At 46.6% G+C, this 18,617-nt stretch carries 17 protein-coding genes and 1 pseudogene; 15 read left to right on the forward strand and 3 right to left on the reverse strand.

The features are described 5' to 3' along the window. The first annotated feature begins 49 nt into the window (after positions 1-49). From AB4Z45_RS18765 to AB4Z45_RS18775, 3 genes are read left to right on the forward strand one after another with little or no spacing between them, the layout of a single operon-like run. Positions 50-1,225, forward strand: a complete 1,176-nt coding sequence (locus tag AB4Z45_RS18765) for a hypothetical protein (RefSeq protein ID WP_441910792.1) — start codon at positions 50-52, stop codon at positions 1,223-1,225. Continuing rightward, positions 1,222-2,175, forward strand: a complete 954-nt coding sequence (locus tag AB4Z45_RS18770; protein ID WP_441910794.1) for an ABC transporter ATP-binding protein — start codon at positions 1,222-1,224, stop codon at positions 2,173-2,175. The genes AB4Z45_RS18765 and AB4Z45_RS18770 overlap by 4 nt, the downstream gene beginning before the upstream one ends. Then, positions 2,172-3,041 (forward strand): ABC transporter permease, encoded by an 870-nt coding sequence (locus tag AB4Z45_RS18775; RefSeq protein WP_441910795.1) that lies wholly within the window; start codon positions 2,172-2,174, stop codon positions 3,039-3,041. Before AB4Z45_RS18770 ends, AB4Z45_RS18775 begins: the two co-directional genes overlap by 4 nt. A 51-nt stretch (positions 3,042-3,092) precedes the next feature. Here AB4Z45_RS18775 and AB4Z45_RS18780 read toward each other — a convergent pair whose 3' ends face one another. Beyond that, positions 3,093-3,617 (reverse strand): GNAT family N-acetyltransferase, encoded by a 525-nt coding sequence (locus AB4Z45_RS18780; protein WP_441910797.1) that lies wholly within the window; start codon positions 3,615-3,617, stop codon positions 3,093-3,095. A gap of 206 nt (positions 3,618-3,823) precedes the next feature. On the opposite strand from AB4Z45_RS18780, the gene AB4Z45_RS18785 reads away from it, so the two are divergent. Continuing rightward, positions 3,824-4,861, forward strand: a complete 1,038-nt coding sequence (locus tag AB4Z45_RS18785; RefSeq protein ID WP_441910799.1) for a LacI family DNA-binding transcriptional regulator — start codon at positions 3,824-3,826, stop codon at positions 4,859-4,861. A 36-nt stretch (positions 4,862-4,897) separates the two neighbouring features. Next, positions 4,898-7,090: an alpha-galactosidase gene (locus AB4Z45_RS18790; protein WP_441910801.1), complete on the forward strand. Its 2,193-nt coding sequence runs from the start codon at positions 4,898-4,900 to the stop codon at positions 7,088-7,090. A gap of 185 nt (positions 7,091-7,275) precedes the next feature. Here the strand turns inward: AB4Z45_RS18790 and AB4Z45_RS18795 are convergent, their stop codons facing one another. Then, positions 7,276-7,572 carry a hypothetical protein gene (locus AB4Z45_RS18795; RefSeq protein ID WP_076269769.1) on the reverse strand — a complete coding sequence of 99 codons (297 nt, stop codon included), beginning with the start codon at positions 7,570-7,572 and terminating at the stop codon, positions 7,276-7,278. Positions 7,573-7,921: 349 nt separating this feature from the next. On the opposite strand from AB4Z45_RS18795, the gene AB4Z45_RS18800 reads away from it, so the two are divergent. From AB4Z45_RS18800 to AB4Z45_RS18845, 10 genes are all read left to right on the forward strand, one after another. Further along, positions 7,922-8,731, forward strand: a complete 810-nt coding sequence (locus AB4Z45_RS18800; protein ID WP_441910804.1) for a MerR family transcriptional regulator — start codon at positions 7,922-7,924, stop codon at positions 8,729-8,731. Further along, on the forward strand, positions 8,721-10,490 hold the full coding sequence (locus AB4Z45_RS18805) for an ABC transporter ATP-binding protein (protein WP_441910806.1): 1,770 nt from the start codon (positions 8,721-8,723) through the stop codon (positions 10,488-10,490). Before AB4Z45_RS18800 ends, AB4Z45_RS18805 begins: the two co-directional genes overlap by 11 nt. 139 nt (positions 10,491-10,629) lie before the next feature. Then, positions 10,630-11,481 carry an SDR family oxidoreductase gene (locus AB4Z45_RS18810; RefSeq protein WP_441910808.1) on the forward strand — a complete coding sequence of 284 codons (852 nt, stop codon included), beginning with the start codon at positions 10,630-10,632 and terminating at the stop codon, positions 11,479-11,481. Positions 11,482-11,627: 146 nt separating this feature from the next. Beyond that, complete coding sequence (locus AB4Z45_RS18815; RefSeq protein ID WP_441910833.1) at positions 11,628-12,467, forward strand: STM4015 family protein; 840 nt, start codon at positions 11,628-11,630, stop codon at positions 12,465-12,467. After that, positions 12,440-13,693 carry an STM4014 family protein gene (locus AB4Z45_RS18820; RefSeq protein WP_441910809.1) on the forward strand — a complete coding sequence of 418 codons (1,254 nt, stop codon included), beginning with the start codon at positions 12,440-12,442 and terminating at the stop codon, positions 13,691-13,693. The genes AB4Z45_RS18815 and AB4Z45_RS18820 overlap by 28 nt, the downstream gene beginning before the upstream one ends. A gap of 6 nt (positions 13,694-13,699) precedes the next feature. Beyond that, positions 13,700-14,485 carry an STM4013/SEN3800 family hydrolase gene (locus AB4Z45_RS18825; protein WP_441910811.1) on the forward strand — a complete coding sequence of 262 codons (786 nt, stop codon included), beginning with the start codon at positions 13,700-13,702 and terminating at the stop codon, positions 14,483-14,485. A 74-nt stretch (positions 14,486-14,559) separates the two neighbouring features. Next, on the forward strand, positions 14,560-15,858 hold the full coding sequence (locus AB4Z45_RS18830) for an STM4012 family radical SAM protein (protein WP_441910834.1): 1,299 nt from the start codon (positions 14,560-14,562) through the stop codon (positions 15,856-15,858). Then, positions 15,855-16,718, forward strand: coding sequence for an STM4011 family radical SAM protein (locus tag AB4Z45_RS18835; RefSeq protein ID WP_441910813.1), 864 nt, complete (start codon positions 15,855-15,857; stop codon positions 16,716-16,718). The genes AB4Z45_RS18830 and AB4Z45_RS18835 overlap by 4 nt, the downstream gene beginning before the upstream one ends. 69 nt (positions 16,719-16,787) lie before the next feature. Beyond that, positions 16,788-17,318, forward strand: coding sequence for a type 1 glutamine amidotransferase domain-containing protein (locus AB4Z45_RS18840; protein ID WP_441910814.1), 531 nt, complete (start codon positions 16,788-16,790; stop codon positions 17,316-17,318). 193 nt (positions 17,319-17,511) lie between these two features. Beyond that, entirely contained in the window at positions 17,512-18,153 is a 642-nt protein-coding gene (locus tag AB4Z45_RS18845; protein ID WP_441910816.1) for a hypothetical protein, read from the forward strand. Between the two features lie 97 nt (positions 18,154-18,250). On the opposite strand, the pseudogene AB4Z45_RS18850 reads toward AB4Z45_RS18845, so the two are convergent. After that, positions 18,251-18,499: pseudogene (locus AB4Z45_RS18850) on the reverse strand (transposase); the annotation flags it as partial. Positions 18,500-18,617: the final 118 nt, after the last annotated feature.

The raw sequence follows: 18,617 nt of genomic DNA on the forward strand, positions 1-18,617 counted from the left end.
CCTGCTATACCTAGCTTTAAAGGTCAAAACCTTTTAGGAGGAGTTCAAGATGACAAAAAATGATGAAATAAATAAAAAAGAAGAAGAGCAGATGTCGGCTGCTTGGGCGCGTCTTGAGAAACAGCTTCAAGCCTCTGAGCAATCGCCGCTTTGGGAGCAATGGGAAGAGCAAGGCAAGCACGCTGCTGAGCTCAATAAGGAGTCAACAGCTGCAACTGGGGCTACGCAAACAAAAGCTGCTGCCGTTCAAACGTACTCTGAACAAATACAAGCAAATGTGGTTCCGCTAGGACGAGCTCGTACTTCATCCAGTCCAGCTGCAAATAAACCGAATAAAAGTGGGGCGGCAGGCCGCTGGTTCAAAAGAAATGTGGGCAAAACAATAGCGGCATGCGCAGCAGCTATCATCACGGTAGTTATTGCGACGCCCTCAACAAATGAAGCATTGGCGGCATGGCTTAATACGTTCCGAATGGATAACGTAATGATTGTGCAGCAAAATGATTTGGAGTCGCTCATGAACAGCTTCATGAAGGATGGCGAAACGCGTGAAACCGTTAACCGTTTCGGCACCTTCGAGCAGACGACTGTCGGAAGCTGGTCAAAGATGACCGTAGATCAAGCTTCTAAGGAGCTGGGCTTTGCTGTTCCAACATTGACGGTTCCAGGGATTCAGTTAGGTGGCATATCATCGATGTCAGCTCAGACGATTGCCTTCCGGCTAAATGTGGATGAAATCAATAGTGCAATGCGTAAGCTGGGCGCGGATAAGCTGCTGCCGAAATCAGTAGACGGCAAAGCAATTGAATTCAACACAGGCCAAGGTGTAACGGTCACGTATGAACCTAAGGAAGGAAGCACTTCTAAGCAAAGCCTATGGGTTGAATATATTAAGCAGCCTAGCATCAAAATGGATCCTTCAGTGGATGCAAAGGATGCCTATGAGGCTGTCATTCGCTTCCCAGCGCTTCCTGATCATTTGCGCAAATCGCTTGTGCAAGCATCAAACATGGAAAATGGAGAAATTCCATTTCCGCTCATTACAAATGAAAAACCTGAGAAAATCGTTATTGAAGGGGTTGATGTATATTTGAATCAATCCGCTGATCATAGTTATGCAAATGCGATGTGGCTTAAAGATGGCGTTGTAGCAAGCGCACACTTTAATGATTTTGAGGACAAACAAAAAGTACAGTCGCTTATTGCGGAGCTGATTCATCCATGAGTGCTGTTGCTATTGAAACCATCGGATTATGCAAGGATTACGGTGAAGGACGCGGCTGCCACGATGTTACACTGACGATTAGAGAAGGGGAAGCCTTTGGCTTCCTCGGTCCTAATGGAGCGGGAAAAAGCACGATAGTGAAAATGCTCACAGGCCTTATTACACCAACCTCAGGTAAAGCTCAAATCTTCGGACAGCCTTCAGGATCAATCGAGGCTAGACGGAGATTTGGCTATTTGCCTGAGTTGTTTCGTTATCCGGATTGGTTGACGGGCGAAGAGGTTTTGGCTTTTCATGCAAAGTTGTGTGAGCTGGACCGCTCTATGGCCAAACGACGCATTCATCAGCTTCTGGACGATGTGGGCATTGGCAGCCGGGGAAGCGACAGGCTCAAAGGGTATTCGAAGGGGATGCAGCAGCGGCTTGGACTCGCATGCGCTTTACTCGCAAATCCGGATATCGTTTTTCTTGATGAGCCGGCTTCTGCGCTTGATCCCGTTGGCAGACATGAGGTGCGAGATTTGCTTGCTAGGCTGAGAAGCCAAGGGAAAACGATCTTTCTTAATTCGCATTTGCTTGAGGATGTGGAACAGTTATGCGATAAGGTCGCTCTACTTAATAACGGAAAAGTGCTGGCGGAAGGAAAGGTATCCGATGTGCTGAGCTCGCAGTCGAGCTGGCGTTTGCGTGTCAGCGGTTATACCCCTTTAGCAGCTGAACGTATCCAGCAGCTGCTAGGTGCGAATGTGATCGTGTCGAACGCTGAGCATGATGATGCATCTGTATGGCTGGAGATTGAACTGGAAAATGACGAGCAAATAGGATTGGTCAATTATATTCTTATTGAGCTGGGATTGACGCTGTATGAGGTTGGGAAATTGCAATCACGGCTTGATGAGTGGTTTATGCAGGCCGTAACGGGCCTTGAGCATAGGGGGGAGCGCAGATGATCGCGGTTTGGGGCCTAACTTGGAAGGAGCTCGTTCGTAAAAGAGTAACGCTTATGACGATCATCATGACTGTTCTCTTCTGGATTGCTTACTGGTTTATTGCTGATGCTATCGCCGGTGGCGAGGTGAATGTTGCGACTTCTATGAACTTATTCGAAAATTTTGCCCGCAGTGCAATGATTATGACATTAGGTTTCTTCTTTGGCGCTTTTGCCGTTGCCTTCCTTTCTATATTCAGCTCCGTTGCGGCTGTGACAGGGGAAGCAGAGCAAGGCGTTCTTCAATCCGTACTCGCAAGGCCCATTGCGCGCTGGAAGTGGTTTTTGGGCAGATGGCTCGGCTTTGTCAGTTATGTTGCGTTATATGCATTCCTGTTATTCAGCTCAATTATTCTTATCAGCTGGGCAGAAACTGGCGTCTTATTCAGCATGATGGTGTATTTCAAATCACTTTTGTTTTTTATGTCTGTTATTCCGCTATTAGTATCCTTAACGATGCTCGGCTCCTGTTATTTAAGTCCTTTAGGAAACGGCATATGGATGACGATGCTCTTTGGTATGGGCTGGCTTGGCAGTACGATTGGCCGGTTTATGAGCACAGGGAGGATTCAAATGAAAGGGATGCAAACACTTGAGACCATAACAGGCTTAATTAAGCTGGCTATGCCGGCGGATGCTTTGCAGCAGCGCATGCTTAACGAATTATTTTCAATCTCTGAGCTTAGAGGTTTATATAACATTAACGCAGAGCTAAGTATTTTCTCTATTAACGGAGCGGCATCAAATTCCTTTTTAATTTATTGCGGTATTTACACGGCTGCTCTGCTCGGCATAGGTATACTAATTATGAAGCGAAAAGATTTTTAAGCGGGGCTGCCCCTTTTTGGAGGAGGCAGTCGACTGCTTTTTTTTATGTCTTTATGGAAGATTGGATGCCATTAAAGTGGGGAAGCCTGCATAAATAATATGATTTTTGTTGAAAATAAAAGCTTCTCTTTCTTTGGCAAAGCCAATTTTCTCGGCAACACGAATGGACGCTAAATTATTGGGGTCTATAATACTGATCAGTTTTTGCAAGCCTAAGTGATGAAAACCATATTGCTTGCAAGCCATGGCTGCTTCAGAGGCGAATCCGTTGGACCAATATTTTTTATTTATATGGTAGCCGATTTCTACCTCAATTGTTCCATCGATCGTTTGTTTAACAAGGCCACAATCACCGATTAGTTCATCCGTTGCCTTTAAGCAGACTCCCCATAAACCAAATCCATCGTTTTTGTATCGTGCTTCATTTCTTTTTATCCAATTTTGAGTTTCTTGGACAGTAAACGGGGCTGGATAATTAGCCATCGTTTCAGGGTCAGAAAAAATAGCATGTAAACCTTCAAAATCATTCTCTTTGTAGCATCTCAAATATAATCGATCCGTTTCAATAACAACCATATATTTACCCCTCCTGCGATGAGAATCATACAATTCCACTAAATTATAACAGTAGTTATTCATAAATTCATCGAAAATGCTTCTTCTTCGTTAGGTATGAAAAGTGATTTAAATAAAAATGCAATAGGGTGCTTGTGGACTTTGCGAGCGTCTGCTAAACTAAAGTTGTTATTCAGTAAATTTATTAACTAAATTCGGAGTGTGGCATGGCAACGATAAAAGATATTGCGCAGGAGGCAGGCGTTTCAGCTGCTACCGTATCCAGGGTTTTGAACAATGATGTCACCTTGGCAGTAAGTGAGGAAACGCGTACACGAATATTCAGCATTGCCGAGCAGCTGCAATATAAGCCGTCCAGGCTGAGAAGAATGAAGAAGGAAGAGCAGCTCTCGCGTCAGCAAATCGGTTTGCTCATGTGGTCAACACTGGAAGATGAGCATGATGATCCTTATTTCTCCTCCATTCGTAAAGGCATTGAAACGCGCTGCGAGGAGCTTGGAATCAACATTGTGAAAGTGCTTCGCGGCAACAGTCGAGTGGAGATGCAGTCGTTCAACGAGCTGGATGGTGTGATTGTTGTAGGCTCCATTCATGATGAGGATGTTAATCAGTTGTATAGCAACGGAAATCGGCTTGTATTTGTAAACCATTCAGGCGAGCTGTATGAGTATGACACCGTAAAGCTGCATTTTGAGCAAGCAACCCGAGCAGTAATCAAACATCTTAGAGAACTAGGACACCAAAAAATAGGCTACATCGGCGGGAATGATTATATCCATCGTCTGAATCGTCAATTTGAGAGTACAGAGACGGATGAGCTTCGCCGTGTTTTTTTCGAGAAGGAGATGCGTGAGCGAGGTCTTTATGATGAAAACTTCGTCATTAAGGCATATTGGTCTTCAAACAGCGGATATGAGGCGATGAAACAGATGCTTCAGCAAAGCTCGCGGCCAACCGCTTGTTTTATTGGAAGTGACCCGATGGCTGTAGGTGCTTTGCGCGCGCTGCATGAGCATGGCCTTCGAGTGCCTGAGGATATGGCGATTGTAGGTTTTGATGACATTGAAATCTCTGCATTTTTGAATCCGCCGCTAACGACGGTTCGAGCGCATACCGAGCATATGGGCAGAACGGCGGTACAACTGCTGCTTGAGCGGATCGAAGGCCGCGAGGCAGCTGTTCATATGACCGTTAATACGACACTCATCGTGCGGGAAAGCTGCGGCAGCTCTGTGAAATCGTAAGTATTCATTTATATAAACTTTTAGGAGGTTATTATTTTGTCTATTCAATATGACCAACAGCTCTCGGTATTCCACCTGCAAGCGAAGGATACAAGCTATGTTATCCATATTACGAAATCAGGATATCCTGCACATGTCTATTGGGGCAAAAAAATTCGCGGCGTGCAGCTGAAGCGTTTATTTGAGCTTAAGGAGCGGGCTTCATTCACGCCTAGCACAGAGCTGGACCAATTGGAACTGTCGCTGGATACGCTTCCGCATGAGTATCCTGCATACGGCAACTCTGATTTCCGCATGCCTGCATTCCAGGTCAAGCTTCCAAATGGAACAACAGTAACGGATCTGCGCTTTGATTCGCACCGCATTGTGGATGGAAAGCCGGCGCTTGCTGGATTGCCTGCAACGTATATTGAGAACGACTCCGAAGCGCAAACGCTTGAGATTACGCTGAAAGATGATCTGACAGGCTTGTCCGTCATTTTGTCTTATACCGTATTTGAAAACTACGATGCGATTGCCCGTTCAGCTAGAATCGTCAACAACGGTACTGCTACTTTGGATTTACAGCGCGCGTTCAGCATGAGCTTGGACTTTGCGCATGACAACTTTGAGATGCTTCAGCTCTCAGGTGCTTGGATTCGTGAGCGCCATATTCATAAGCGCAAGCTTGAGCCGGGTTTGCAATCGATCGAGAGCCGCAGAGGTTCAAGCAGCCATATGCAAAATCCGTTTGTCGCTTTGCTCTCTGAGGGTTCTACCGAGGATCACGGTGATGTATACGGTGTAAACCTTGTGTACAGCGGTAATTTTACGGCTGGCGTCGAGGTGGATCAATTCCATGCAGCAAGGCTGTTCATTGGCATTAACCCATTCGACTTTAATTGGCGATTGGAGCCGGGCGAGGAGTTCCAAACGCCAGAGGCGGTAATGGTTCACTCTGAGCATGGCCTCGGCGGCATGTCACGCAGCTTCCATGATTTGTACCGTGCTCGCTTAATTCGCGGCACGTTCCGTGATCAAACGCGTCCGATACTCGTCAACAACTGGGAAGCGACGTATTTTAACTTTAATGCGGATAAAATCGAAGATATTGCGCGTGCCGGCAAGGAGCTTGGCATCGAGCTGTTCGTACTGGATGATGGTTGGTTCGGCAAACGCGACAACGATACGACTTCGCTCGGGGATTGGTTTGTTGACCCGAAAAAGCTGCCAAACGGCTTAGAGGATTTGGTTAGCCGCGTGAAGCGTCTAGATATGCAATTCGGCCTATGGTTCGAGCCGGAAATGATTTCGCCTGAGAGCGAGCTGTACAAAGCGCATCCAGATTGGTGCTTGCATATCGATGGCCGCAGACGGACACAAGCGAGAAATCAACTCATTTTAGATTTGTCACGCGCGGACGTTCAACAATATATCGTTAAGTCAATATCGGATATTCTTTCAAGTGCGCCGATTACTTACGTGAAATGGGATATGAATCGCAATATGACAGAGATCGGTTCAGCACTTCTGCCTGCAGAGCGTCAACGCGAGACCGCTCATCGCTATATGCTGGGTCTCTATTCCGTGCTTGAGCAAATTACAACTGCTTTCCCTGATGTATTGTTCGAGAGCTGCTCTGGCGGCGGCGGCCGCTTCGATGCGGGCATGCTGTATTACATGCCGCAAACATGGACAAGCGACAACTCCGACGCGGTATCTCGCTTGAAAATTCAATACGGAACAAGCATCGTTTACCCAGTAAGCGCGATGGGCGCTCACGTATCAGCCGTGCCTAACCATCAAGTGAACCGGATAACTTCCCTAGAAACAAGAGGAAATGTTGCGCTATCTGGAAACTTTGGTTACGAGCTTGATCTGACTCAATTTACGGAGGAAGAGAAGACGACCGTTAAGGAGCAGGTTGCTCTTTATAAGGATGTAAGGCATCTTGTGCAATTCGGAGATTTCTATCGTCTGCTTAGCCCGTTCGAGGGCAATGAAACGGCATGGATGTTCGTCTCCAAGGACAAAAAAGAAGCATTTGTAGTGTTCGTTACTGTTCTGCAAGAGCCAAATCTGAAGCTTAATCGCTTCTGCCTCAAAGGCCTTGATCCGAACCGCGATTACAAGCTGCTTGGTGAAGAAACGGTATATGGCGGCGATCAGCTGCTATATGCTGGACTTGCAACTCCGCAATTTTATGGCGATTATGCAAGCAAGGTATACCGATTCCTCGCCGTGGAGTAAACGATCTAAACTAAAGGGGTTATCTCAAAAGTGGATTTAATTACTTTTGAGGTAACCCCTGTTTTTTAGCTTAGGTGTGAATAAAAAAATAGCGATGCAGGGGTCGTCCCTGTACCGCTATTTATTCCTTGTTCAAAACGAGCAGACTGCTGCTCGAATTTTCACTTCTATTATGTATTATTGTACTAGCCGCTCATAGAAGTTGAAGCTGCAGCAGCAATAAAAATAACGAAAATGATGATGTAAATAACGAGAATGATTGCTGCCCAAATTAATGATGCTTTAAAATAGTTTTTCTTCGTTGGGTTGCCTTCACCAAACGCCCATACAAACATCATAATAACATTAACGATCGGAATGATTAAAATGAGTGTAGTGAGCATCCACTCTTTAATTGTAATGACAGGCGACATTTCCTGATTTTGTTGATGCCCGTATCCTGGTACACCGGGATTTACGGGGGGCTGCTGATAGTTATCCATTCTTTCTCTCCTCTTAAGTTCATAGTGCTGTAACAATTTGGTCACAAATTGATTATATATAAATTCCCATAATTTACAACCCTTGAATTGAAGAAAATTGTTTTTTATTTATAAAATTTAAGGCTTGTATTCAATTATAGCGACAAAATAATAGATTAATTGATAGAAAATAAATGATATTTTCGATTATCAATTTGTGTTTTTACGGGCGGAAAGGATAGGATAAACTCCTTTTAAGAGGACATATTCTAGACAATATTTCCATAAAATTATAAATTTCATCCTGTAAGCCTCTTGCCCTTGACGTTGCGTCAAGGGTTATACTCTGTTCAAGAGGGGGAATGAACAGATGAATAATAGTTCTTCTTATGCGATTGGCGCATTCGCGAAGCTGACAAAAGTTACTGAACGAACGCTCCGTTATTACGATCGACAGGGGCTGCTTAAGCCGTCCAGCCGAAACGCGCATGGGCATCGCTTTTATACGGATCAGGATTTAATTCAACTGCAAAAGATTTTGACGTTAAAATATTTGGATTTCTCATTAGAGGACATTTCTGCTTATTTGCAGCGTCCGGAGGAGGACTTGCAGCACTCATTAGCTTCGCAATATGAGATGCTTAAGAAAAAGCAGGCGCATTTGGAGCGTGTGATAGACACCATTGGACGGATGCAGAAAATTTTGGAGGGAGCGGGCAAGGTAGACAGCGATTCATTGCTCGTGTTTATTCAACATATTCAGCATGAGCAGCAGCAGAAGGAATGGCTGTCAACGCAAATGCCGCCTTCTTTAGTAGATGCGATATTTATGGAGGGGATAGACTCGGAAATCAGATCGGCATTTGAAAGTAAAATAACGGTGTTCGCCATGGAGCTGAAGGAACTTTACAAGCAAGGAAAACAGCCTCTGGACGAAGATGTGCTTGCCTGCGGACTGAGTCTTGTTGCGCTCTTAGAGGAGCTGCTGTCACCTGTCTTAGAGAGGTTTAGTGAAGAGGAGCTTGCGCAATTAGAGGTGCTGAACGATCCAGCTCATTCCTTTGATCCTGTTTTATTCCCAAATTTGTTTACGAAGGATGAAGAAGCCTTCTTAGCCGTTACTTTCGAGCATCTTGAGGCATTGAAAATGTTGAAAGCAGGGATAACCGATGAAAAATAATGTTGAAGCAGACATGCCGAAGGCAACCATTGGCGTTTCACAATTTTTCAAGCTGATCGCAAAGCATAGACCCGCTAAGTTTTTAATTATCGTTGCCGTTGTATTGGGACTCGGAGAGACGCTGCTCTCGCTGCTCATTCCTTTGTTGACGAAAAATTTAGTCGAGGAGTTATCGCAATCTACCATCCAAACGATGACGTTTGTTGTGCTTGGAGCAGTGTTTCTCGTTCAGACCATTATGTCTGGTTTCTCGGTATATACGATGTCCTATGTAGGTCAGTATGTTATTGCAGGCTTGCGACGCGAAGTATGGAACCGAGTGATAAAGCTGCCAGTACCGTTTTTTGATCGCAACAATTCCGGCGAGACGATGAGCCGTGTTACGAATGATACAAATGTGATCAAAGATTTTATCATCGGGCATGTAATATCGTTTTTTGGAGGAATTGTATCTATTATAGGCGGCGTAATTCTCCTGCTGCTGATTGATTGGAAGCTCACGCTGCTTATGCTGATTGCCGTTCCGGTAGCACTTCTTGTTCTATGGCCGTTAGGCACCAAAATGTTCACAGTATCCAAATCCATGCAGGATGAAACTGCATTATTTCAAGGCGATCTTGGCCGTGTTCTCTCCGACATTCGGCTTGTGAAGGCATCGCTTGCAGAGCCTGTAGAAAATCGTCAAGGCGACAAGCGAATCTCGCATCTGTTTACATTTGGCTTGCAGGAAGCTCGAATCATGTCAATCGTAACTCCTTTAATGATGACGGTGATGCTGCTCATTCTTGTTATATTAATCGGGTATGGCGGTGTAAGGGTCGCACAGGGCACTTTAACGGGCGGAGAGCTGGTTGCTGTCATTTTGTATATGTTCCAAATTGTTATGCCGTTTACGCAGATGGCTTCCTTCTTCACGCAATTCCAGAAGGCGATGGGTGCTTCAGAACGTATTTTGGAGCTGCTAAATGAGAAGGAGGAGCAGTCCAGCCATGAGATTGCGGCAGCTGTCCTTCACGAGAAAGATCATCATTCCTTTATTAAATTTGAACAGGTAAGCTTCGGATATTCGGAGGATCGGCCGCTGCTTCATTCGCTCTCGTTTCAAGTGAAGCAGGGACAAGTAACGGCGTTTGTAGGCCCGAGCGGCACAGGCAAGACAACGCTGTTCTCGCTGCTGGAGAGGTTCTATAATCCAACCGAGGGCGTCATAACCTATGGCGGGGAACCAATCGCATCCATGGTGCTGGAAGATTGGCGAAAGCGGATTGCTTATGTTTCACAGGATAGCCCGATGATGCAAGGCTCGATTCGTCACAATCTTACTTATGGGCTGGAGGATGTGAGCGAGGCGAAAATCAGGGAAGCTGTCGATCAAGCGAATTTGACAACTTTTATCGATTCGCTTCCTGAAGGTTATGACACGGAGGTTGGAGAAAGAGGCGTTAAGCTTTCGGGAGGCCAGCGTCAACGGCTGGCAATTGCACGGGCTATATTGCGCAATCCTGATATATTGCTGCTGGATGAAGCGACGGCTCACCTCGATAGCGATTCGGAAATGCAAGTACAAGAAGCCCTTCAGGGTCTTATGACGGCAAGAACGACATTGGTCATTGCCCATCGACTTTCAACTATTCGTGGAGCCGACCAAATCATTGTGCTTGAGAAAGGTGAAATTTCGGGTCAGGGCACCCATGCAGAGCTGCTGGAGAACCATGAATTATATGCTAAGCTCGTACAGCAGCAGTTTAGTGTTGAGTAGTTAGGTTAGTTGCGACAATAAAGCATGCTGTAACGTTAATGCGATTCCAACGGGTATCCAAGCCATTTTTGTCCAAATAAGCTATACTCAATACAACATGTTATTGTATACCATTCATAGGGATTGAGGTGGCTTAAGGATGGCTAATGTAGCAGAAGTAACCAATCGACCTATTGCATTGATTACGGGAGCATCCAGTGGGTTTGGGCTTTTGACTTCGATTCGCTTAGCGCAAGAGGGCTACTTTGTAATCGCAACAATGAGGGACATCGGGAAGAAGGAAAGCGTGCTTGCAAAAGTGAAAGAGAACGGCGTGCTAGAGCATATAGCAATAATGAGGCTTGATATTACCGATTCTGGCAACATCGTGGAAGTCATAGAGCAGGTAATGGAGCGCTGGGGCAGAATCGACGTGCTCGTAAATAATGCAGGTTATGCCGTAATGGGCGTCGTTGAGGAAATACCGATGGTGGATTGGCGTGCTCAATTCGATACGAATTTCTTTGGTACCGTTGCGGTTACCAAAGCTGTTCTGCCACATATGCGAGTTCGCAGCCAAGGCAAAATTATTAATGTCAGCAGCGGAGCAGGCATTATTGGTTTTTCCAACACGGGTGCGTATTCGGCCTCGAAATTTGCATTAGAGGGCTTTAGTGAAGCGCTGCGGCTAGAGCTGCTGCCATTTTCTATCCCGGTCGTACTCGTAGAACCCGGTACTTACGATACTGGCATTGCAGCAAAGCATGTGTTTCGTGCGGAAGAAAACTCCCCTTACAGCAAAATGATTGAGCGCTTTAATCAATTCAATAAAAAGTCGGAGAAAAATGCGCCTAATCCGATTCAGGTTGCGAACACGATCGTGAAAATTTGCAAATCCCGCCGTCCAAAGCTTCGTTATGTGTGCGGAAATGATGCGAAGATGATTTTTGTTATGAAAAAGCTGTTCCCTTGGCGACTCATCGAATTTGTACTTCGCAAAGCACTGCACTAAATTCAAATAGCTGAGAGCGCTGTTTTCTGCGCTGCTCGGCTTTATTTTTATGAAGCCAAGACAGATAAGACCCTGAGACCATTGACGCATCGAAAAAGTCCATGTTACTCTAACTTCACATGGAAACTATTGGAGGGATCATCTTGATTGAAATTCGCTTATCGGTAGGTTATGACGAGTATGAAGAAGGCGTAAGGATGTCTGAACTGATTGAGAAATTGGCATCTAGCGCAGATGGCGAGAAGCTGTCTATACTAACGATTGGCGATTGGGGTCAGGCGTATGAGAATTCTCCGGACAGCTTCTTGGAAACATTGATCAGCCATAAAGATTCTTTTCCTAACTTATCGAAATTATTTATTGGAGATATGGGTTTTGAGGAATGTGAGGTTTCCTGGATTAATCAGACAAACCTTTCACCGCTGCTTGCGGCATTCCCGAATTTGCAGTCATTGACGATCAAGGGCAGCCAAGAATTAAGCTTGCAGCCTCTTGTACACGAGAAGCTGCAAGAGCTCGTTATTATTTGCGGAGGGCTTCCGAAGTCTGTACTAGAGGAAATAACGAGTGCAAAGTTGCCTGAACTAAAGAAGCTTGAGCTTTATCTGGGCGTAGATGATTACGGTTTTGACGGCGGAATAGAGGATGTCATGCCGCTGCTGCAAGGTGATCTGTTTCCAAAGCTTACATACTTAGGTTTGAAGGATAGTGAAATTCAGGACGAAATCGCAATTGCGATCGCGGATGCGCCGATTTTGGACCAGTTGGAAATACTTGATCTCTCTTACGGCACATTATCCGATGAAGGCGGCAAGGCACTGCTTGCAAGCGAGCGTGTGAAGAAGCTGAAGCACCTTAACCTGAGCTACCACTATATGTCGGATGAGCTGCTGCTTCGCTGGAAGCAAGCAGGCCTGTCAGTAGATGTGACGGACCAGCAGGAAACGGATGAAGATGATTGGCGTTATCCGTTCCTTACCGAGTAATGGATCATTTTATAAACGACGGCGTTGCCGAAGCTCCTTATTTGCTCATCGGAAATCCGTCAAACAAACGAACATTCGGCTTGCAGGCAGCAAGAAGGAAGCAGGGGCTCGCTCCTGCTGTTGTGCTCTCCTATGAGCAGCTGCTCAAGCGAACAGTGTTTATTCAAGATATTTTGCGAGAATATGCAGGAGCGGATAAGGTCATTATTCGGCTTGATGCGCCAGGTGAGGATCAAGCCGTTGAACGACAGTTGATCGCATGGGGGGCGGCTGACCGAAGCGGCGATGACTTATTCTGGTCAGCGGGCTCTCTGCCGCACAATATTTCGATATCCGCGGAGGAAGCACAGCAGCTGCCGCTGGAGCATGGACGAATCTATTATCCAGCACAGTGGTACCGCGGGTACTGCCGATTTCTTGCTGCTATGCATACAGAGGTTAAAGCATCAGGCGTTTCCGCAAGCTGGGTAAACTCGCCGGGAAGCGTAGCTAATATGTTCGACAAAAGAAGCTGCTGGCAGCTGCTCACACGCCATGGACTCATCATGCCGGCTCTTCCTGCTCCTACAGGAAGCATAAAAAATTACGATGAGCTGCAAGCGGCGATTGCTGCAAGCGGCATGAGGCGTCTGTTTATTAAGCTTGCCTGCGGATCGGGCGCTTCTGGGGTTATTGCCTATCAAATCAATCCTCGTACTGGCGATGAACTTGCTATCACGACCATCGGCATGGAAGAACGGGCCCGCGGCATTTGCTATTTCAACGAAGGCAAGCTGCGGCGTTACCGGGAACGCTCGGATATTCGGCGAATGGTCGATTGGTTATGCCGGGAAGGCGCACATATTGAACGATGGATTGAGAAGGAAAGCTTCGAGAGCAAGTCGTTTGATGTACGGCAGCTTGTTGTGGATGGTAAGGCTTGTCATACGGTACTCCGTTTAAGCAGCACTCCAATTACGAATCTTCATCTGCGCAACGAACGGAGGATGGATGTCGAGCAGCTGGTATCTGCAGAAGTAATGGCAGCGGTGCAGCGGACAGCTGAATCCGCGCTCCGAGCATTTCCCGGCTGCTCTGCGGCAGGCGTTGATGTGCTCGTTCAAAGAGGAAGCGGCATGACCTATCCGATAGACATCAATCCTTTTGGTGATTTGCTGTACGGCGCCGAGTATGAGGGAATGAACACCTATGAATGGCAAATGCAGCAGCTGCTTAGAGGGGAATAGATACGAATGCTAGATATGAATCAAATTGTAGGTTCTCACGATATACTCATGATTACGCTTGATACGCTGCGTTATGACGCTGCGAAGCTTGAGGAAAAGAATTGCCCGAACCTTTGCGGAAGCGGAGGCTGGGAGAAGAGGCATTCGCCGGGCAGCTTTACTTATGCTGCCCATCATGCTTTTTTTGGCGGTTTTTTGCCTACTCCTGCAAATACGGACAAAGCTTCTCATATTAGATTGTTTCATACAAAAAATACGGGGCTTAAGACGCACCCTCATACATGGTTATTTGACGCTCCGGATCTTGTATCCGGCTTGCAGGAGGCGGGCTACCGAACAATCTGCATCGGAGGCGTCATTTTTTTTACGAAAAAGAATAAGCTAGCCAAGGTTCTGCCTAGTTATTTTCAAGAAAGCTATTGGCGGATGACATTCGGTGTAACGAATCCGCGTTCGACGGAGCATCAAGTGAATCACGCGCTTAAGCTGCTGGAGAAATCGGATCCCGCCGAGAAGCTGTTTCTGTTCATGAATATATCTGCCATGCATGGACCTAATCATTATTTTGTAGATGGCGCCAAACGGGATTCCGTGGAAACACAGCGTGCCGCGCTTCGTTATGTTGATAGTCAGCTTTCCCCATTGTTTGAAGCTATGCGGCGCAGAGGAAAAACATTATGTCTCGCTTTTTCCGATCATGGGACAGCTTACGGCGAGGATGGCTATGAAGGGCATCGGCTTGCCCATGAGGTTGTCTGGAATGTGCCGTATCGCGAATTTATTTTGGAATAAGGAGGAGAAGCAGCTTGCACAAATCATCTTCGCTACCATCTTTTCCGGAGCTTAAGGAGCAGGAGCAGCGCTGGATGGGGGCTCCTTACCGTTCCTATTTGTATTCCTATCCCCATAAGACAGCTTATCGTGATTTGCATCCCGCGCGGTCGCTGAAGGAGATGTGGGAGCGGGATCAAACCGATTATTATTTTTTGTATATGCATATTCCTTTTTGTGGTGCTCGCTGCGGCTTCTGCAATTTGTTCACGCTGCCGGATCGTCGTTTAGACGTACATGAGCAGTATATTGATGCCATGCAGCGGCAGGCGGAGCAGTGGGCGCCTTGGTTTAAAGGCAAAACATTTTCGCGATTTGCGATTGGCGGCGGGACGCCAACCTTGCTTGCGGCTACCCAGTTGAACCGTCTATTCGATATAGCTGAGAATACAATGGGCCTTGATCCGATGAAAGCATCGATATCGGTCGAGACGTCGCCGGAAACGGTAACAGCTGACCGCATGCGCGTTCTTAAAGATCGGCATGTTGATCGGATCAGCATGGGGGTTCAAAGCTTCGTTGAAGAGGAAGCAGCAGCGATCTATCGTCCGCAGAAGCCGCGGCTTGCGGAAGAGGCGCTGGAGACGTTGATATCCTATTCGTTTCCACTCGTGAATGTCGATCTTATTTACGGTTTGCCTAAGCAAACCGTGGAAACATGGATTTATTCACTGGAGAAGGCGATCAGCTATGCGCCTGGCGAAATCTTTATTTATCCGCTATATACGCGTGAGAACACCATTATAAAGCCGGAGCAGATGCGCAGCGCAGGAGAGGATATTCGACTGGAGCTGTACCATATTGCGCGGCAGCGTCTGGAAGCGGCAGGTTATAAGCAGTTTTCGATGAGGCGTTTCGCTAGAGATACATCGTTTGATCATAAAACGGTGCTGCCCTTCAGCTGTCAGGAGGAAGGAATGGCAGGGCTTGGCTGCGGAGCGCGCTCTTACACCCGCGATGTCCATTATGCATCGCGTTATGGCGTGAGCGCAGCGGCAACGCGCAGCATTATTGAACAATATGTTGCTGCCGAGCGTTATGATACGGCCGATTACGGCTTTATTCTGAATGAAGCGGAGCAGAAGCGCAGATTTATATTAAAGGCTCTGCTGCACCGCGAGGGGCTCAGCTTACTCGCATACGAGCAGCGCTTCGGCAGTGCTGCGCTAGCCGATCATCCTGATTTGCAGACGCTGATCCGTTTGGAGCTGGCTGAGCTTCAGGAGGATACTCTTCGTCTGACGACTCAAGGCATGGCTTATTCGGATGCGATTGGCGACGAGTTTATTTCGGGCGATGTAAGAGAGCTTATGAACGGGTACGTCATCCGATGAAGGCGGTGCTCTATTACCGCGGCGCGTTGTCTTCATGCAATTATGACTGTCCTTATTGCCCATTCAGCAAAACAAAGGACAGCAAAGCGACGCTTGCGAAGGATAAGCAGCAGCTTCATGCCTTTATGGACTGGGTTCGGGAGCAAGGAGGCTCCGGACATCAGCTCTCGATTTTTTTCAATCCTTATGGCGAAGCGCTTGTACATCGGTGGTATCGTGAGGCGATGATCGAGCTGTCCCATATGCCGCATATCGAGAAGGTAGCTGTCCAGACCAATTTATCCGTCAAGCTTGATTGGACGAACGACATCGACCGGAGCAAGGCAGCCTTTTGGGCTACCTATCATCCTGGACAAACGAGCCATGCTGCTTTCCTAAGCCAGTGCATGAAGCTGTATGAGCAGGGAATTCCTTTTAGTGTCGGGTCGGTTGGGATACGCTCGGCTTTCGGCGCGATTAAGCAGCTGAGGCAGCTGCTTCCAGAGGACGTATACCTGTGGGTCAACGCCTTCAAGGATCAGAAAAATTATTATTCAGAGAATGATATTGTTTATTTAACCGAAATTGATCCGCATTTCCAGCTGAACGTTTCCGATTACGATAGTTTAGGCAAACCATGCGGCGCAGGCTCGCATGTGTTTTATGTGCAGGGGGCTGGCATTGTCAAACGCTGCTATAGCGATCGCAAGGTTATCGGCCATCTCTATCGTGACGGACTTGAGGGTCTATCAGCTGAGCGTCCTTGCACGATGAAAAAATGCGGGTGCTACATTGGCTATATTCATATGCCCGAACTGAAGCTTGGCGAGGTGTACGGTGATCGTCTGCTAGAACGCATACCGTCAGGTTATACGCGATAGCTTGCTTCAAAATTATCGAAATAGGGTAAAGTAAATCATGGCTTGAATCATGAGAGGAGTGTGCACCATATGACACCACTAAAAAAGGTAGCATTTCTGCTAGCGGACGACTTCGAAGATTCCGAAATGAAAAATCCCTATGATGAAATGGCGAAGAACGGTCACGATGCCGTTATTATTAGCTTGAAGAGCAATGACGAGTTAAAAGGAAAACAAGGGACCATTGCGTACACCTCGCATTTGGCCATTGAGGAAGCTAATGCAGATGACTACGATGCGATCATTATCCCAGGCGGAAAATCGCCGTCTCATCTTATGGGCAATGCGGATGTGCAGGCGTTTGTTCAAAAGGCAGATCAAGCGGGCACAACCATTGCGGCAATATGCCACGGTCCGCAAATTTTGGAGGCAGCAGGCCTGCTGAAGGGACGCACTTTAACGGCCTATCCTGCTTTATCCGCAGAAATTGAAGCAGCCGGCGGCACTTTTGTCGATAAAGAAGTTGTTGTTGATCGCAACTTTGTTACGTCACGAACGCCAGAGGACGAGCCTGCATTCATTCGGGAGACGCTAGTAAAGCTTGGTGTAAACGCTTGGTAGTTTGAAATTGATTTCGCTTTTTATAATGAAATCGCAAGCTGATAGGACTGTCTCTCTAGATCCAAGCGGATCTGGGACAGTCCTTTCTTGCATCTCGTTGCACATGTTGCTCGAGCGAACTTGGTCATCGCATTGCAAGTAGGGTATACTTTTGAGTATATATACGTTTAGTAAGGAAGGAGAGCATGCTTGAATGCCAGACATGAAGCAGGGTGTACATACAGATCAAGCAGACCGCCCCCTTATTCAACGGCCTTCTACAGTAAGCAGGACAAGCCTTATTGATAACGGAATGACCGTTTTGCAGCAATGGGGAGCAGATCATATTTGCAAGGTTTGCATAGCTAACAGCGGATCATGCTGCCGCGATTGCCGCCATTTGCTCGATGGTGTAGGCTGCCAATTGCGAAATACCAGCTGTACTGCATGGTTATGCGGTTTTCATAAATATTTATTGTTTGAGGTTGAACAGTTAGAAGAATGGAACCTGTTCTGGGATGATGTTCCTGGTCAGGCATTTCGTGAGGATGCTACACCTGAGCAGGTTGTCATTGATAAATCATTAACCATTCAACAGCAAACAATGGACCATCTTGGCGAAGCGCTTGCTGCAGATTTACAGGAGATGGAACGCTCGCATATTGCGATCGGCATTATCCTTACGCTTCGGGAGAAGCTGGATAAAAATATTGATCAGTTTATGCTCGAAGACAAGGATCATAAGCGGAAGCTGAGGATCAAACGGAAAATAAAAGTTCTTTCCAGCGATTTTCAGCGCTTTCACCATTTATTGAATAAATACAAGATAGAGCTAGCTGAGCTCCATAACATGTAGAAAAAGGAGCTGTCCCATAAGCATCAAGCTCGCTGAGGAATAGCTCGCTTTGAACGGGAATGTTGGTAAATATATGAAAAACAGCAGTGCAGGAGAGCTATTCTTGTACTGCTATTTTTCTATTTTGGTCTATGGTTGCTTGCTTCATGAGATTATGGGCAAGCGAAAGCCACCCGAACTCCAGACTTACCTTAGGTAAGCTGCGAAGCAAAAAACGCCGGAATCCCCGGTTATTCTTTATCTGCCCGAATACACTTTCGGGTTTAAGCATTCGTCTTACCGACAGCGAGTATCCTTCCTTGCTGCAAAGTTTATCCCTTGTGTAGCGCATATAACCCTGACTGACTCTTCTCCGCCATATCCAGCATCTGCGATGATCGTTGTATGATTGTAATGCGCGTGAAACGATAGTGGAGTGTAAATAAGTGCAAAAGTGCACCTGTTTTTAACAAACAAAATTGAAA

Source organism: Paenibacillus sp. MCAF9, from assembly GCF_052114265.1.
GTDB lineage: Bacteria > Bacillota > Bacilli > Paenibacillales > Paenibacillaceae > Pristimantibacillus.